This is a genomic window from Halomonas zincidurans B6, from assembly GCF_000731955.1.
GTDB lineage: Bacteria > Pseudomonadota > Gammaproteobacteria > Pseudomonadales > Halomonadaceae > Modicisalibacter > Modicisalibacter zincidurans.
The window spans coordinates 1,897,398-1,912,993 of sequence record NZ_JNCK01000001.1 but is presented as its reverse complement, the minus strand read 5'-3'; the positions used below and the strand labels follow the sequence as shown (position 1 = coordinate 1,912,993).

Annotated in this window: 11 protein-coding genes; 4 read left to right on the top strand and 7 right to left on the bottom strand. The window is 65.5% G+C overall.

The features are described from left to right. Positions 1-72: 72 nt before the first annotated feature. Positions 73-3,246 (bottom strand): D-2-hydroxyglutarate dehydrogenase YdiJ, encoded by a 3,174-nt coding sequence (gene ydiJ / locus HALZIN_RS0108975; RefSeq protein ID WP_031383885.1) that lies wholly within the window; start codon positions 3,244-3,246, stop codon positions 73-75. 198 nt (positions 3,247-3,444) lie between these two features. Between ydiJ and serS the strand changes: the two genes are divergently transcribed. Further along, entirely contained in the window at positions 3,445-4,722 is a 1,278-nt protein-coding gene (gene serS, locus HALZIN_RS0108970; protein ID WP_031383884.1) for a serine--tRNA ligase, read from the top strand. Positions 4,723-4,819: 97 nt separating this feature from the next. On the opposite strand, the gene HALZIN_RS0108965 is transcribed toward serS, so the two are convergent. Beyond that, the gene (locus HALZIN_RS0108965; protein WP_051907451.1) at positions 4,820-5,623 is read right to left on the bottom strand and encodes an SIMPL domain-containing protein; all 804 of its coding nucleotides are present in this window, start codon (positions 5,621-5,623) and stop codon (positions 4,820-4,822) included. A 60-nt stretch (positions 5,624-5,683) separates the two neighbouring features. Between HALZIN_RS0108965 and HALZIN_RS0108960 the strand changes: the two genes are divergently transcribed. After that, positions 5,684-6,571 (top strand): cobalamin-binding protein, encoded by an 888-nt coding sequence (locus HALZIN_RS0108960; RefSeq protein ID WP_051907450.1) that lies wholly within the window; start codon positions 5,684-5,686, stop codon positions 6,569-6,571. Between the two features lie 9 nt (positions 6,572-6,580). Here the strand turns inward: HALZIN_RS0108960 and cobO are convergent, their stop codons facing one another. The 5 genes from cobO to HALZIN_RS0108935 all read right to left on the bottom strand — a co-directional run bounded on the left by cobO (position 6,581) and on the right by HALZIN_RS0108935 (position 13,672). Beyond that, positions 6,581-7,180, bottom strand: coding sequence for a cob(I)yrinic acid a,c-diamide adenosyltransferase (gene cobO, locus HALZIN_RS0108955; RefSeq protein WP_031383881.1), 600 nt, complete (start codon positions 7,178-7,180; stop codon positions 6,581-6,583). A gap of 86 nt (positions 7,181-7,266) precedes the next feature. Further along, positions 7,267-8,340 (bottom strand): PA0069 family radical SAM protein, encoded by a 1,074-nt coding sequence (locus tag HALZIN_RS0108950; RefSeq protein ID WP_031383880.1) that lies wholly within the window; start codon positions 8,338-8,340, stop codon positions 7,267-7,269. A gap of 66 nt (positions 8,341-8,406) precedes the next feature. Further along, positions 8,407-10,032, bottom strand: coding sequence for an OpgD/OpgG family glucan biosynthesis protein (locus HALZIN_RS0108945; protein ID WP_031383879.1), 1,626 nt, complete (start codon positions 10,030-10,032; stop codon positions 8,407-8,409). Positions 10,033-10,230: 198 nt separating this feature from the next. Then, positions 10,231-12,084 (bottom strand): TonB-dependent receptor domain-containing protein, encoded by a 1,854-nt coding sequence (locus HALZIN_RS0108940; protein WP_031383878.1) that lies wholly within the window; start codon positions 12,082-12,084, stop codon positions 10,231-10,233. Positions 12,085-12,886: 802 nt separating this feature from the next. Continuing rightward, positions 12,887-13,672 (bottom strand): glycerophosphodiester phosphodiesterase family protein, encoded by a 786-nt coding sequence (locus HALZIN_RS0108935; protein ID WP_051907611.1) that lies wholly within the window; start codon positions 13,670-13,672, stop codon positions 12,887-12,889. A gap of 242 nt (positions 13,673-13,914) precedes the next feature. Here HALZIN_RS0108935 and HALZIN_RS0108930 point away from each other — a divergent pair, with 242 nt between their 5' ends. Beyond that, complete coding sequence (locus HALZIN_RS0108930; RefSeq protein WP_031383876.1) at positions 13,915-14,487, top strand: hypothetical protein; 573 nt, start codon at positions 13,915-13,917, stop codon at positions 14,485-14,487. Between the two features lie 88 nt (positions 14,488-14,575). After that, positions 14,576-15,553: an NADPH:quinone reductase gene (locus tag HALZIN_RS0108925; RefSeq protein ID WP_031383875.1), complete on the top strand. Its 978-nt coding sequence runs from the start codon at positions 14,576-14,578 to the stop codon at positions 15,551-15,553. The last annotated feature ends 43 nt before the right edge of the window (positions 15,554-15,596 follow it).

Below are 15,596 nucleotides of genomic sequence, written 5' to 3'. Positions count from 1 at the left end.
GGTTCTGGGTAAGATGCTAACGCGCGCAGCGTCTGGACCAGCGGCGATACCACGGACGGTCCCGATTGCCGATCAGGCGCGCTTGATGGCCGCCAGCAGGCCCTGCAGCGGATGCGCCAGCGCCGTGTCCGAGAGCCGCCTGGCCTGGCTGCGACAGGAGTAGCCGGTGGCCAGCAGCGTGCCGGCATTGGCCGGGTCCTCGACCGGGGCGCGCCACGAGAGATCGTAGATCGCCTCGGAGGTCTCGCGGTTGCGCGCTTCGTGGCCGTAGGTGCCGGACATGCCGCAACAGCCGGTGGCGACCAGTTCGAGCCCGAGCCCGGCGTTGGCGAACACCTGCTGCCAGGCCTTGGGCGAGCCCGGCGCGTTGGTGCGCTCGGTGCAGTGCGAGAGCAGCTTGTAACCGGGATCGTCGGGGCTTATACCCGGGGGCAGCAGGCGTGCACCCAGTGACACCAGCCATTCCTGCAGCAGCAGCACCTCGGGCGCGTTATCCGCGCCCAGCGCCTGGGCGTATTCCTGGCGATAGGTCAGGGTCATCGCCGGGTCGATGCCCACCAGCGGCACGCCGCTTTCGGCCAGCGCCCCGAGGCGCCTTGCCTGCCTGGCGGCGGTGCGCTCGAAGGCGCCGAGAAAGCCCTGCACGTGGAGCGGCTTGCCGTTGGCTGCAAACGGCGGTATGAACACGCGGATGTCGAGCCGCGTCAGCAGCTCGACGATATCCATCACCAGTTTGGACTCGAAATAACTGGTGAAGGCGTCCTGGACCAGAATCACGCTGCGTGCCTTCTGGCGCTCGCTGAGCAGGCCGAGCGCGGTCGGCGTGGCCTCGCCGATGCCCCAGGCACGCAGCTGCCTGGCGAGACTCGCCCGCGACAGCCGCGGGCTGTCGACCATGCCGATGGGGCCGGCCAGCAAGCGCTCGACTCGGCGGTTGCCGAGCAGGGCGTTGTACGCCGGCGCCACCGGCTGCAGATAGGGCACCAAGAACTCCAGGCCGCCGATCAGATAGTCGCGCAGCGGGCGCAGGTAGCGGCCGTGATAGACCTCCAGGAACTGGGCGCGGAATTCGGGCACGTTGACCTTGACCGGGCACTGGCCGGCGCAGGACTTGCAGGCCAGGCAGCCGGCCATCGCCTCATGGACTTCGTGCGAGAAATCGCTTTCACCGCGACGCTTGGCCAGGGTGTTGCGCAGGCGCAGCGGGACGTCGCGAACGAAGCCCCAGGCGCCTTCGGTCTTCTTCCTGCGTGACTCTTCGAGTACGTCGATGCCGGCGTTGCCCTGCAGGCGCAGCCACTCGCGCATCAGGCTGGCGCGACCCTTGGGCGAATGGATGCGCTGCCGGGTAGCCTTCCATGACGGGCACATGGCATCGTCGGGGTCGTAGTTGTAGCAGGCACCGTTGCCGTTGCAGTACACCGCACTGGCATGTGCGCGCCACACCCGCTCGTCGATCTGGCGATCGAGTTCGCCGCGGGTCGGCACGCCATCGACGGTCAACAGCCCGGCATCGACCCACTTGACAGGCGTCTCGGCAACGTCAGGACTGGCGCCCGCCGGTGTGGCGATCTTGCCCGGGTTCAATTGATTATGCGGGTCGAACGCCGCCTTGAGGCGTTGCAGGCTGGGGTAGAGCTCGCCGAAGAACGTCGGCGCGTATTCCGAGCGCACCCCCTTGCCATGCTCGCCCCACAGCAGGCCATGGTACTTGTGGGTCAGTGCCGCGACCGCGTCGGACAGCTCGCGGATCAATGCCGCCTGTACCGGATCCTTCATGTCGATCGCCGGGCGCACGTGAAGCACGCCGGCGTCGACGTGGCCGAACATCCCGTAACTGAGTCCGCGGCCGTCCAGCAGCGCGCGGAACTCGGCGATGTAATCGGCGAGGTGCTCGGGCGGCACCGCGGTGTCCTCGACGAACGGAATCGGGCGTTTCTCGCCCTTGGCGTTGCCGAGCAGGCCCACGGCGCGCTTGCGCATGGCGTAGACGCGGCCGATCTGCTCGCGGCCCTCGGCGAGGGTGTAGCCCAGCCGCTCGACGCTGGTGTCCTGCTCGAGATGGCGACAGAAGGCAGCGACCCGCGCGTTCAGCGCCGCCGGGTCGTCGTCGTTGAATTCGACCAGGTTGATGCCGCGAATCGCCGGCATCTCGGCACGGCGCGTGGCCGGTGAAGTGACGACGTCGACACCCTCGCTGAGCGGCTCCGGGCGGTTGTTGTCCGGTGCGGGGAAGAACTCGGCGACGCTGTCCCAGACGAAATCCTCCATCGCCAGGGCCAGCACGCTGTCGTCGATGGTCTCGATCGAGGTCGGTTTGGCATGACTCGCCATCAGTGCCTTGGCGTCGCGCAGCGCATCCATGAAGCCGCTGTAGCGGATATTGACCAGCAGCGAATGGCGCGGGATGGGCAGCACGTTGAGCGTCGCCTCGGCGACGAAACCCAGCGAACCCTCCGCGCCGCACAGCACGCTGTTGAGATCGAAAAGCCCCTCGGCGGTGCGCAGGTGCGCCAGGTCGTAGCCGGTCAGGCAGCGGTTGAGCGGCGGAAACACCGCCTCGATCCGCTCGCGCTGGCTATCGATGATGTCGCGTGCAACACGATGGATCTCACCGACGATATCGTCGCGCGCGCAGAGCGCGGCGAGCTCGTCGTCGCTCACCGGCCGGCTCTCGAAACGCTCGCCGCCCAGCAGGATCGTATCCAGCGCCAGCACGTGATCGCGGGTCTTGCCGTATTCGCGACTGCCCTGGCCGCTGGCGTCGGTGGCGATCATGCCGCCGAGGGTCGCGCGGTTGGAGGTCGACAGCTCCGGGGCGAAGAACAGCCCGTGGGGCTTGAGCGCGGCGTTGAGCTGGTCCTTGACCACCCCGGCCTGGACCCGTACGCGGCGACGCTCGACGTCGATCTCGAGGATCTCGTTCATGTAGCGCGAGACGTCGACCATCAGGCCGTCGGTCAGCGACTGGCCGTTGGTGCCGGTGCCGCCGCCGCGCGGGGCGAGCACGATGTCGCGGTACGCGCCGTCCCCGGCCAGCCGCGCGAGGCGTTGCAGGTCGTCGGCGTCGCGTGGATAGAGCACCGCCTGGGGCAGGCGCTGATAGATCGAGTTGTCGGTGGCCAGCACGGCGCGGTTGGCGTAGTCCGGGGCGATATCGCCGCGAAAGCCGGCCTGACGCAGGGCCTCGAGGAACGCCAGGTAGCGGGCGTCGACGCGGGAGAGAGAGTCGAGTCGTGCGATCATGATCTCGGGAGTGTTGGCTGGCGATCGGTGACCGTCTACCTTAACCGAGATCGGCGATTGCCGCACGATGTCCGGCGGCGCTCGTTCCCTCGGCGTGGCCCATGGCCACGGTTTTTCTTACAATGGTCCGACACTCGCGTCGTGGGTTCGACGCCGATCACGCTTTTCTTCGCCTGTCACGTTAACGGAAAGGATCCCATGCTCGATCCCAAACTGCTTCGCAGCGAGCTCGATTACGTTGCGCAACGCCTGGCCCTGCGCGGCTTCACCCTGGATACGGCCGCGTTCGAGGCGCTCGAACGCCGGCGCCGCGACCTGCAGACCGAGACCGAGCAATTGCAGAGCGAGCGCAACACACGCTCCAAGGCGATCGGCCAGGCCAAGGCCGCCGGCGAGGACATCGAGCCGTTGCTTGCCGAAGTCAGCGATCTGGGCGAGCGGCTCGACGCGGCCAAGGCGCAGTTGAACGAGGTCGCGGGAGAGCTCGATGCGTTGCTGGCCAGCCTGCCCAACCTGCCCCACGAGAGCGTGCCCGCGGGCGCCGACGAGGCCGACAACGTCGAACTGCACCGCTGGGGCACGCCGCGGACGTTCGATTTCACGGTCCAGGATCATGTCGACCTGGGCGCCAAACTGGGCTATCTGGACTTCGAGCTGGCCGCCAAGCTGACCGGCTCGCGCTTCGCCGTGATGCGTGGCCCGATCGCTCGACTGCACCGCGCGCTGGTGCAGTTCATGCTCGACCGCCAGACCCTCGAGCATGGCTACGAAGAGTGCTACGTGCCCTACATCGTCAATAGCGACTCGCTGACCGGCACCGGCCAATTGCCCAAGTTCGGCGAGGATCTGTTTCGTCTCGAGGGCGACAGCGACTACTACCTGATCCCCACCGCCGAGGTGCCGCTGACCAACTTCGCCCGCGACACCATCGTCGAGGCGGCGGCGTTGCCGATCCGTCTCACCGCGCATACCCCGTGCTTTCGCAGCGAGGCCGGCGCCTACGGCAAGGACACCCGCGGAATGATTCGCCAGCATCAGTTCGACAAGGTCGAGATGGTGCAGATGGTCGAGCCCGGGACCAGCTACGCCGCACTGGAAGAGATGCGCGGGCACGCCGAGTCGATCCTCAAGGCGCTCGAGCTACCCTACCGGGTGGTCACGCTGTGCGCCGGCGACATGGGCTTCGGGGCCAGCAAGACCTACGACATCGAGGTCTGGCTGCCCAGCCAGCAGACCTATCGCGAGATCTCGTCGGTTTCCAACTGCGAGGATTTCCAGGCGCGGCGCATGCAGGCGCGCTATCGCAGCCCGGCGGCCAAGAAGCCGCAATTGCTGCATACCCTCAACGGCTCGGGGCTGGCGGTGGGGCGCTGCCTGCTGGCGGTGCTCGAGAACTACCAGCAGGCCGACGGCTCGATCACGGTGCCCGAGGCGCTGCGCGGTTACCTGGGCGGTATTGAAACCATTAACACCTGAGTTTCGAGCTGTAAGCTATAAGCTGTAAGTAGATATAAACCATATTGCTTACGGCTTACGGCTTACGGCTTACGGCTTACGGCTTACGGCTTACGGCTTACGGCTCGATCTCCCAGGCGACACTGACGCTGGCGTCGAGGGTGATCTCGCCGGGGCGATATTCGGGCGCGGCCTTGCTTTCCATGGCATCGCTGCGCATCGACATCATCTGCGGCGAGTAGCGTGGCGCCCCGGTTTCCTCGATCTGGATGACCTGGCCGAGTCCGATATCCAGGGCCTTGGCCATCAATCGGGCCTTGCGACGGGCCTTGTCCAGCGCCTGGCTCAAAGCCTTGTCGGTGGCTGCATCGCGATCCTTGAGGTCATAGGTGACGCCATCGAGGGCATCGACACCGGCCTGGGTCAGCGCATCGAGGATCGCCGGCAGTCGCGCCAGGTCGTCGATACGCAGGCTGATCGGACGTTCGAGCTGGGTGCGCACCAGGGCCTGACCGGGCTCGCCGTTGTCTCCCGGCTGCTGGATGTAGTCCGGACGCACGATTAGCGAGCCGGCGCTGATCGCCGCGCTGTCGATGCCTTGGCTTTCCAGTCGGCGAATCAATTCACCGGTGCGTGACTCCAGCCTGTCGCGGGCCTTGGCCAACGCGCCGGGATCGGCCCGTTCGCTGCCATCCCGGGCGACGCTCGGGGTGCGCTCCCACAGCCGGGCCTCGAGCGTCGCCATGTCGGGCGCCACGCTCAGCTCGGAGCGTGCCTGGACCTGCAGGCGATGCTCGGAGGGCGTGCCGGGGAGGCTCTGCGCCTGGGACGTGCCAGCGGCGCCGAGCAGCCCCCCGAGTAGCAGGGCGACAAACAGCGAGCGCGGCTGGAGTCGTGAAGCGAGGGCATGACGTGACGGCATGAAGCCTCCTTGCAGTTCGGCTATGAATGAACGGAACATGAAGAGAGTAGCGCGGTGGCTATGAGTTTCATACGCAGAGTGGCCGGAATAGTCGCGCTGTCGCTGGGGCTGGCCGTCGAGGCGCCGGCGGCCGTCACGGCCGTCGACGACAACGGCGATCGGGTGAGCCTGGATAGGCCGGCAACGCGCATCGTGGCGTTGGCGCCCCACGCGGTCGAGATGCTCTACAAGGTCGGGGCGGGCGATGCGCTGGTCGGGGCGATCGACGGCAGCGACTACCCGGCGGCGGCGCTCCGCCTACCGAGGGTGGGCAACTATCGTGGCATCCCGCTCGAAGCGGTACTGGCCCGGGAGCCGGATCTGGTGGTGGCCTGGGCGAGCGGCACGCCGCGTGCACTGATCGAACGCCTGCGCGAGCTAGGCATTGCCGTCTACGCCAGCGAGCCCCGTGCCTTGTCCGATGTGGCCGAGAATCTGCGCGATCTAGGCCGGCTCGCCGGGCGTGGCCAACGTGGTCAATACCAGTCGGCGGTCTATCTGGCGCGCCTGGCGGCCTTGAAACAGACCTTCGACGAGCCGCCACGGGTCTTCTATCAATTGGGGGCCAGTCCGCTGACGACGTTGGCCGGCGGGCACATCGTCAGCCAGGTGATTCGCGCCTGCGGGGGGGTGCCGCTATTTGCCGAGCAGCCGGTGCTGGTGCCGCAGATCGGCCGCGAGGCGCTGATCGCCGCGCGACCGACGGTGATTCTCAGCGCCGCGCGCGACGATGATTGGCAGGCGGCGTGGCAGCGCTGGTCGCTGGTGCCGGCGGTGGCGAACGGTCAGCTGTATACCCTCGAGCCGGACTGGATCAGTCGGCCGGGCCCGCGCCTGCTCGATGCCATGGCCCAGGCGTGTGCCGCGCTGCGTCGTTCGGCAGATGAGGGGGCAACGCCCGCTCAATAAAAGCCCCGCTCAATAATCGATACCGCGGCGTGCCTGGAGGCCGTCGTTGAACGCGTGACGAATCTCCTGCATTTCGGTCACCGTATCGGCCATGGCCAGCAGGTCGCGATGGGCATTGCGCCCGGTGACGATCACCGTCTGTTCGGCGGGACGCTTGGCGAGTGCCTGCTCGAGCGTCGCGAAGTCCAGATAGCCGAACTTGAGCATGTAGGTGAGCTCGTCGAGCACCACCAGATAGACCCCGGGATCGGCGAGCATGCGCTCGGCTTCGCGCCAGACATTCTGGCAGGCGGCGATGTCGCTGTCGCGGTTCTGGGTTTCCCAGGTGAAGCCGGTGGCCATCACCGCGACCTCCAGGTTGGCGTCCTCGGCCAGGCGCTCGCGCTCGCCGCATTCCCACAGTCCCTTGATGAATTGGACCACGCCGACCCGGTAGCCGTAGCCGAGCGCGCGAGTGACGGTGCCCCAGGCGGCGGTCGTCTTGCCCTTGCCGTTGCCGGTAAAGACCATGAGCAGGCCGCGTTGCTCGGTCGCGGCGGCGACGCGCCCATCGACATGGGTCTTGAGTTTCTGCATCGACTGCTGATGGCGTGCGTTTCGGTCTGTCATGCGTTCGTCCTGTTGCTCTTGAGGTAATCCGGCATTCATGAATAGCCCAGCTGCGTGCGGAGTCGGTTCGGATGTGAGCGTCCATGTTACCCGAACAGATCGCCCTGCCGTCGGGGCGGGCGAAAGTGCTTGCAATCCAGTAGGCTATCGCCCCGTTGCGCGAACCCCAGCCGGCGGCTGGCACGCCGGAAGCGCTGCGCCAGCATCTCGGCAAACACGCCTTCGCCGCGCATGCGCTGACCGAAGCGCGAATCGTAGTCGGCGCCGCCCCGCGACTGGCGAATCAGGCTCATGACCTTGGCGGCCCGTTCCGGGTAGTGCTGCTCGAGCCAGTCCTCGAACAGCGGCGCCACCTCGTGGGGCAATCGCAGCAGCGTCCAGCCGGCCGAGCTTGCGCCGGCTTCATGCGCGGCTTCCAGCAACCGCTCGAGTTCATGGTCGTTGAGCCCGGGAATCATCGGTGACAGCAAGGCGCCCACGGGAATCCCGGCGGCATTCAATTCACGCATGACCTTGAGGCGCGCTGCCGGAGAGGCAGCGCGCGGTTCCAGGCTGCGCTTGAGTTCGGCGTCGAGGCTGGTGAGGCTGACGAAGACCCGCACCAGGCGCTTGGCGGCCATCGCGGCGAGCAGCTCGCGATCGCGCAGGATCAGCGCGCCCTTGGTCACCAGGGTTACCGGGTGGCGACACGCCAGGAGCAACTCGAGAATTGCTCGGGTCGTGCCGCGCTCGGCTTCCAATGGTTGGTAGCAGTCGGTATTGCCGGACAGGTTGATCGGCCGGCAGACATAGCCGGGCTTGCAGAGCTCTTCGCGCAGCCGGTCGACGAGGCCGGTGCGGGCGATCAGCCGGGTCTCGAAATCGATGCCCGGCGACAGATCCCAGTAAGCGTGGCTGGGCCTTGCATAGCAATAGATGCAGCCGTGCTCGCAACCCCGGTAAGGGTTCAGCGAGCGATCGAAGGGCAGATCGGGGGAGCGATTCCACGACAGGGCGCTCTTGCTCGTCTCGTCTGTGACATGAGTGGCGATATGCTCGGGCACGGCGTCCTGCCACCAGCCGTCGTCGACGGCTTCGCTGACGGTCGGGGCGAAGCGGTTGGGAGGGTCATAGGTGGCGCCGCGGCCCTTGCGGGCGCGCGGCGGTTGGCGGGCGGTCATGAGAAGATCCTTTATACTGTATTTATATACAGTATAAGGAAAGCTGTGAAAGCAACAAGCCTATCGCTACGACTGCTTCTCTGACAGCAGGTGGCCGGGATTGTGCAGATCGCGGTCGTCGGCCGGCGGCGGCGTCCACTGGTAGATCCAGGTTTCGGTGAGCGGCTTGTCGCCGGCCTTGAGATAGACCCGCAGGTTGATCGGCTCGGTGCCGTCGCCGGGGGGCACCACATCGAACATTGCCCGGTAGCCCTGGATTTCGTTCAGCGGCCGGGCCGAGGTGATCTCGACGCGGCCGGCGGAATTCTCGATGACCGGTACGACCTCGACGTCCTGGTCGGCGTCGAAGGGGAAGGGGCCGCCCTGGAAGTCGATCACGAAGCGCCAGCTGAAGTATTCGCGGATCTTGCCGACCTCGCCGCCGATACCGGTGCGGGTCGCCACGCATCGGGCCAGCTCCGGCTGGGCGGGTGGGCGGTCACGCCAGTAGATGCGGTAGCCGAACAGCATCTCGCTGCCGGGCTTGATCGGCTCGTCGGGATTCCAGAAGGCGACGATATTGTCGAAGGTTTCATCGAGGGTGGGGATCTCGATCAACTGGATCGAGCCCTTGCCCCAGCCGGACTTGGGTTCGATCCATACCGAGGGGCGGCGCTCATAGAAGACTCCATCGTCCTGATAGTGGTCGAAATTGCGGTCTCGCTGGAGCAGGCCGAAGCCTCGCGGATTCTCGTCGGCATAGGCGTTGAAGCGTAACTGCGGCGGGTTGACCAGCGGCCGCCATAGCCACTCGCCATTGCCGGTATACATCGACAGACCATCCGAGTCATGAATCTCGGTGCGCCAGTCCCAGTTGGCCTGCTGGTCGTTCTCGCCGACCATGTACATGCTGGTCAGCGGGGCCACGCCCAGGCGCTCGATCGGCTTGCGCGGATAGAGTGCCGAGTCGACCTCCATGACCACCCCATCGTTGACGGTGATCGCGAAACGGTAGGCGCCGGCGACGCTGTCGGATTCCAGCAGCGCATAGACGTTGACGACATCGCTCTGGTCGGCGGGCTGCTCGAGCCAGAATCGCGTGAAATCGGGAAACTCCTCCGGCTTGCCGAGCCCGGTGTCGATCGCCAGGCCGCGGGCCGACATGCCGTACTGCATGGACTCGCTGACCGCGCGAAAGTAGCTGGCGCCGAGGAAGGCCACCATGTCGCGTTGCCAGTCACTTTTATAGAACAGCCGAAAGCCGGCAAAGCCCAGATCCTCGGGCAGTTTCTCGCCGTCGATACCTGAATTGCCATAGTCGAACATCGCCGGGTCGTAGGCGATTTCCCGAGCCTGGCCATTGACGATCTCGTAGATCTTGACCGGCTTCTTGAAATACAGCCCCAGGTGAAAAAGCTCTGCACGGAAGCTGGATTGCGCGTTATCCGCCCAGATATCCTGATCCTTGCTGAAGCTGATCGCCTGATATTCGTCCCAGCTCAAGTCCTGAAGCTCGGGCGGCAGATTGGGCTTGGCGCCCTCGCTGGCCTGGTTGGAGATATATCGGGCCAGGCCCTTGAGCCAGGCAAAGCTGAACGATTCGCTGGGGCCGATGGTCTTGGTGGAGCCGTCGACCGCGGCGAGGACCGTGGAGATAGGCAGGAAGGCGCTGCCCAGGACACTGGTGGCCTTCAGGAAATCACGTCGGTTCATCGTGCTCTTCCCTGGAACGAGATGGGTCATGCACCGCGTCTACGGCGCGCGTATAACCAGTCCGAAGCTAGGATTTTCAATAGGGGCGATGGTGCCCGGGAGCATCCCGCTAACGAACTCCTGTTAACGACCAACGTATAATGCCGGTAATGCATGGCGCGGGCTACCCATGCCATGCATACCGACACCACCGTGACTTTACAGGCGCAGGGTGATGCCTCCCTCGATATAGCGATCCTGGGTAGTGTAGCCATCGACCAGTTGATAGCGCTTGTCGAGTGCGTTCTCGAGCTTGGCGGAAAGCTCGATCATCGGCGTCACCTGCCAGGCGGTGCGCAGGTCGACTACACCGTAGCCGGCAGTGGTGGTATCACCGTAAGGGAAGGAGAACTGCGTATCGCGACGGTCACCAGCGGCGCGCAGGGTGGCTCCAAGGGACCAGGCAGCGAATCTGTAGTCGGCATCGAGACGACCGAAGATCCGGGCGCGACGCTTGAGGCGATCGCCGGTGTCTCGGTTCTCGGGATCCTGGTAGGTCAGGCTGGCGCGCAGGCTGAGGCCTGCCTGCTGCCAGCCGCCGCTCAACTCGACGCCCCGAATGCGCGATTCATCCACGTTGTAGGGAATATAAGTCGCCGCATCGTAGCTGATCAGATCGTCGATTCGACTCTCGAAGGCGGTGACTCGTGCGTCCCACGGGCCGCGATTCAAGGCCCAGAAGGCTTCCAGTGTCTTCGAGGTTTCGGCATCGAGATCCGGGTTGGTGCCGTAAGGGCCATAGAGATCGATCAGGTTGGGTGCCTTGAAGGCGGTGCCATAACTGACGCCGATCCGCTGAAACTGGGTCAGCCGATAGGCATAACCCAGATTGCCGGTGGTTTCGTCACCGAAACGCGAATCGTCGTCGTAGCGCAGCGATGCCGACAGCTCATGGGCGCCGTACTGGCGTTGAACCATGGCGTATAGGCCATAGTTTTCGCGACTGTCCTTCTGATATTGCGAGCCGTAGGCGTAATCGTCGTAATCGAGCCGTTCCTCGCGGTAGTCGAGACCTAGAACATCGACGCCATTGGTTCGCGTGAAGCGATGCTGCACTCCCAACTCGTTGCGGTGCGACGCCGTGCGGCTGTTGCGGTCGCCGGCATAACGCTCTTCTCGTTGCTCGTCGAAATGACCGGCGGTGAGAATCATGTTCCAGTCGGGCTCGAGAGCGACGTCAAGTTGTCCGCCAAAGGTCTGCAGATAACCTTTGGTTCGGCAGTCCTGTGAAGCTCCCGGGGCCCCGGCGGGGTAGCAGTCGTCATACTCGGTATCGATGTTCTGGCGCAGGGCGTTGAAGCTGAAATCAAGCCGATCGTTGAAACGCTGGGATAGACCCAGTTGGCCGCCTTCGCGCTCGAAGCCGTCACGTTCGCCGCTGGTGTCGGCCCGGGTCGCATTGAAGCCGTCGCCGTCGCGGCGAAACAGCGTGGCATCGAGGCGTGTGTCGGCGTCGCCGATGGCGAATCGCGCATTCTGACGGTAGCTGTCGTCGCTGCCGGCACGCGCGCTCAAACTGGCCTGAGTGCCGGTGGCCCGGGCATCGCGGGTGAATATCTGGATGACGCCGCCGATGGCATCGGCGCCATAGGCTGCGGCGCGGGGTCCGCGCACGATCTCGATGCGTTCGATGGCCGCTGGCGGCAGGAACTCCAGGCTGGCGCCGCCGCTGGCCGCCGAGTTGATGCGCACGCCATCGACGAGAATCAGGGTTTGATCGGATTCGCTGCCGCGCAGGAACAGGCTCGACTGGGCGCCCGGTGCGCCGTTCTGGGTCAGCTCGATGCCGGCGCGGCCCTGCAGCAGTTCGACCACCGAGCTGGCCTGCAGCCGTTCGATCTCCGCGCGTTCGATGACGGTGGTGCTGGCCATCACGTCGGCTTGCGATTGCGGCAGGCGGTTGGCCGTCACCTGGACGGTGTTCAGACGTTGCTCGGCCTGTGCCGTGTTGAGCAACGGAGCGGCGGTTGCCAGGCCGACAGCCAGCCAGAGCGAATGGTTCTGATAGTGCATGGAATGATCCTCAAGCGCGCAGAGTTATACGCGATGAGGAGGACACAGGGTGACGACAGCCCGGAAGGGTCGCGACGCGATCGCTCGCAAGAGGGAGAAGGACCACGCACGCCGGTCGTCACTGGCGAAGCCCTCCGCATCAGCCAGTGAAGAGACGCAGGCCGGTCTCCGGACTGACGCGCGCGAGGCGATTGACAGACGAATTGCATCTGTCGCCTCGCATCGATGACGCCTTCCCACCCGGCGGGCAGTGGCTTGATCGTTCGGGCTAGCCGGCGTTGCCGGTCATTTTGCGAGGCTTGGTCCGAAAAGTGCCTGCGCTCGACCATGCGGCGTTAAAAATTGGCTCAAAGTACTCATTTACAACCCGTAAACTCCGTCTTTTCGCCAATTTTTGCCTTGCCTGGCCATCGCTCGTCGACTTTTCAGACGAAGCCGAGATCGGTCATCGATGGAACGCGAACACCGTTGCGGGGGCAGTGCGGGGGTCTCACCCGCTTCCCGAGCACCCGTGTCTCGACGGTGGGGGATTCTGCGGGCGAGAGGCGGGCAAGTCAACGTGGCTGGCGTCTGGCAGCGCTCGCATGTCGCAAAAGCCCGGTCGTCCCTGACCGGGCATCGCGCTGTGCATCCTTGCTGTCCCGTTGGGCTTGTCCATGCTCAACGCAATAACAATGGCACAGCCGATAAAGATTGCTTTAACGTGGGTTAATTAGCCGCAAAAAAGTCGATGCCTGCTAAGCCAAGCAGCACTCGGCCGGCCTGCTATGCCTGGATGCTGGCCGGCGGCGTTGCATGCCCGTCAATCGGCGCTGGCAAGCCGCGCATATTCCGGGTCGAGACGCAGCGGATCGTCGCTGATCGCGCCGTCGACACCCCAGGCGCGCAACCGCTGATAGACGTTGCGCTCGTTGACGGTGTAGCACAGCAACCGATAGGGGCTGGCGGCGATGCTTCGCGCAAGCGCCGGCTTCAGGCGATGCCAGTCGACGTGCAGGCTGTAGGCGTCGAGCGCTTCGGCCTGCGCCAGCCAGGTGCGGGGCGCTCTGTCGTAGAGCAGGCCCAGGCGCAGTCGCCGTGCATCCGGCTGCATGCCCCGCAAGGCGCGCAGCGCGCGGATATCGAATGACGAGACGATCAACCGTTCGCTGGGCAGGCGTTGCAGCGTGGGGGGCAGGGCGGCGGCGACCAGCGCCTCTGCATCGCGACCGCGCCCGACCTTGATCTCCAGGTTGAGGCCCATTCCGAGACGCTCGATCAGCGCCAGCATTTCGTCGAGCGTCGCCATGCCCTCGCCGGCAAACGCCGGCGAGAACCAGCGGCCGGCGTCGAGTCGTCGGGCCGCCGCCAGATCGAGCCGGCTCAGGCGTCCGCCGACCCCGGCGCAGCGTTTCAATCCGCTGTCGTGCCAGATCACCGGAGTACCGTCGCCGAGCAACTGGACGTCGAGCTCGACCCAGCCGCAGCCGGCCTCGTGGGCCGCCTGCACCGCGGCCAGGGTGTTCTCGGGCGCGTGCGCCGATAGCCCGCGATGGGCGATCAGCGCCGGTGGGGCGTGGTCATCCGCTTCGGCTTCGGTGTGCGTCATAGGCTTAATGTGCAGGCTGGCGGTCATGGCGGGCGTTCTCTCGGGTGGCATCATTCGGCCTGCCCGTACCGCTTGATTCGAATTCAGGCAGTCGGGCAGCGCTAGCGTATCATTTATTCTGAAACGCGCATCTTGCCGTTGCATGACCATGGCGCGCGCAAGCGAGAAAGCGGCGAAAGCAGTGGCGGCGATGTGCTAGGCTGCGACGCCGATATCTCAAGGCCGTGATGAGCGGAGAATTCATGAGAGTAGTCAATGTGAAGGACAAGGCCCAGTGCGAAGCTTGCCTGGCGCGGTTGTGCGTCGAGGTCTTCGGCCGCGAGGCGGGCATCGTGCCGCTGGCGAGCTTCGCCGGTACGCTGGGTATTCTGATGCGCCAGGAAGCCGCCCAGGTGCTGGCGCTGACCGATCGCGACAGCCGGCCGGTGGCGCTGGCCCTGCTGGTGCTCGATGCCGAGGGCCGCAGCATGGAGCTGGCGATGCTGCAAGGCCTGCCCAGCGACAGCGTCATCCAGCCCGGCGAGGCGCTGGTCAGCGAGCTGGCCCACAAGGCCCCGTTGCGGGTCAACGCCGGCGACGCCGATCAGCAGGCGATGTTCACGCGCTGCGGGATCGAGCGCTGGTTCGACGAGCCATGCGGGCTACGCGTCGGTCTCGGCCCCAGGCACCCGGCCTCGGGGCTCGACGATCTGCCGCAGAGCCTGGGCTTCGATCAGGGTGCGATCATCCAGTCGTTCAAGCAGGATCGCGAGGTGTTCGAGGGCTACAAGCAGCGCTTCGTCACTGGGCTCGAGAACTTTCCCGAAAGGCTGTAGTGCCTGTCCATGCCGCGATTCTAGCCTTGCCCGTCGCGCGCTTGTAAGGTGAGACGATCCCATCGAGCGATAAAGGAAGCATTGCGTCATGGCCAAGCGAATCCAGTTTTCCCGCACCGGCGGCCCCGAGGTTCTGGAATACGTCGATAGCGAGCCCGGCGAACCCGCGGCCGGCGAGGTACGGGTCAAGAATCATGCGGTGGGCCTGAACTTCATCGACATCTACTTCCGCACCGGACTCTACCCGGCACCGGGCCTGCCCTCCGGCCTGGGTACCGAGGGTGCGGGTGTCGTCGATGCCGTCGGCGAGGGCGTCGCTCACTTGAAGCCCGGCGACCGCGTCGCCTATGCCCAGGGCCCGCTGGGCGCCTACGCCGAACTGCATGTGCTGCCGGCCGACAAGGTCGTGGTGCTGCCCGACGGCATCGACTTCGAAACTGCCGCCGCGGCAATGCTCAAGGGCCTGACCACCCAATACTTGCTGCGCCAGACGCATCGCGTCGAGCAGGGCGAGACGATCCTGTTCCATGCCGCCGCCGGCGGGGTCGGGTCGATCGCCTGCCAGTGGGCGCGGGCGCTGGGGGTCAAGCTGATCGGCACCGTCGGCTCGGCGGAAAAGGCCGAGCTGGCGATCAGCAATGGCGCCTGGGCGACCATCGACTACACCCGCGAGAACGTCGCTGAACGGGTGCGCGAACTGACCGATGGGGCGATGGTGCCGGTGGTCTACGACTCGGTCGGCAAGGACACCTGGGAAACCTCGCTCGATTGCCTGCAGAAGCGCGGACTGATGGTCAGTTTCGGCAACTCATCGGGGGCGGTCGAGGGCGTCAACATCGGCATCCTCAATCAGAAGGGCTCGCTGTTCGTCACCCGCCCGAGCCTCAACGGCTATGCCGACACCCGTGAACGCTTCGAGGCGATGTGCCAGGACCTGTTCGGGGTGCTGGAAAGCGGCCAGGTAAAGGTCAACGTCGCCCAGCGCTTCCCGCTGGAAAAGGCCGGCGAGGCCCAGCAGGCCCTGGCCTCGCGCCGGACCACCGGCTCGACCGTGCTGCTGCCGTAATATCGAGCGCTCAAAACTCAACGCCCGGCCATTTGGCCGGGCG

Bases quoted from the DNA above. Each gene is read 5' to 3' on its own strand.
- HALZIN_RS0108925 (WP_031383875.1), top strand. From the start codon at position 14,576: ATGGCCAAGCGAATCCAGTTTTCCCGCACCGGCGGCCCCGAGGTTCTG.
- serS (WP_031383884.1), top strand. From the start codon at position 3,445: ATGCTCGATCCCAAACTGCTTCGCAGCGAGCTCGATTACGTTGCGCAA.
- HALZIN_RS0108940 (WP_031383878.1), bottom strand. From the start codon at position 12,084: ATGCACTATCAGAACCATTCGCTCTGGCTGGCTGTCGGCCTGGCAACC.
- HALZIN_RS0108945 (WP_031383879.1), bottom strand. From the start codon at position 10,032: ATGAACCGACGTGATTTCCTGAAGGCCACCAGTGTCCTGGGCAGCGCC.
- HALZIN_RS0108935 (WP_051907611.1), bottom strand. From the start codon at position 13,672: ATGACGCACACCGAAGCCGAAGCGGATGACCACGCCCCACCGGCGCTG.
- HALZIN_RS0108930 (WP_031383876.1), top strand. From the start codon at position 13,915: ATGAGAGTAGTCAATGTGAAGGACAAGGCCCAGTGCGAAGCTTGCCTG.
- cobO (WP_031383881.1), bottom strand. From the start codon at position 7,180: ATGACAGACCGAAACGCACGCCATCAGCAGTCGATGCAGAAACTCAAG.
- HALZIN_RS0108950 (WP_031383880.1), bottom strand. From the start codon at position 8,340: ATGACCGCCCGCCAACCGCCGCGCGCCCGCAAGGGCCGCGGCGCCACC.
- HALZIN_RS0108965 (WP_051907451.1), bottom strand. From the start codon at position 5,623: ATGCCGTCACGTCATGCCCTCGCTTCACGACTCCAGCCGCGCTCGCTG.
- ydiJ (WP_031383885.1), bottom strand. From the start codon at position 3,246: ATGATCGCACGACTCGACTCTCTCTCCCGCGTCGACGCCCGCTACCTG.
- HALZIN_RS0108960 (WP_051907450.1), top strand. From the start codon at position 5,684: ATGAGTTTCATACGCAGAGTGGCCGGAATAGTCGCGCTGTCGCTGGGG.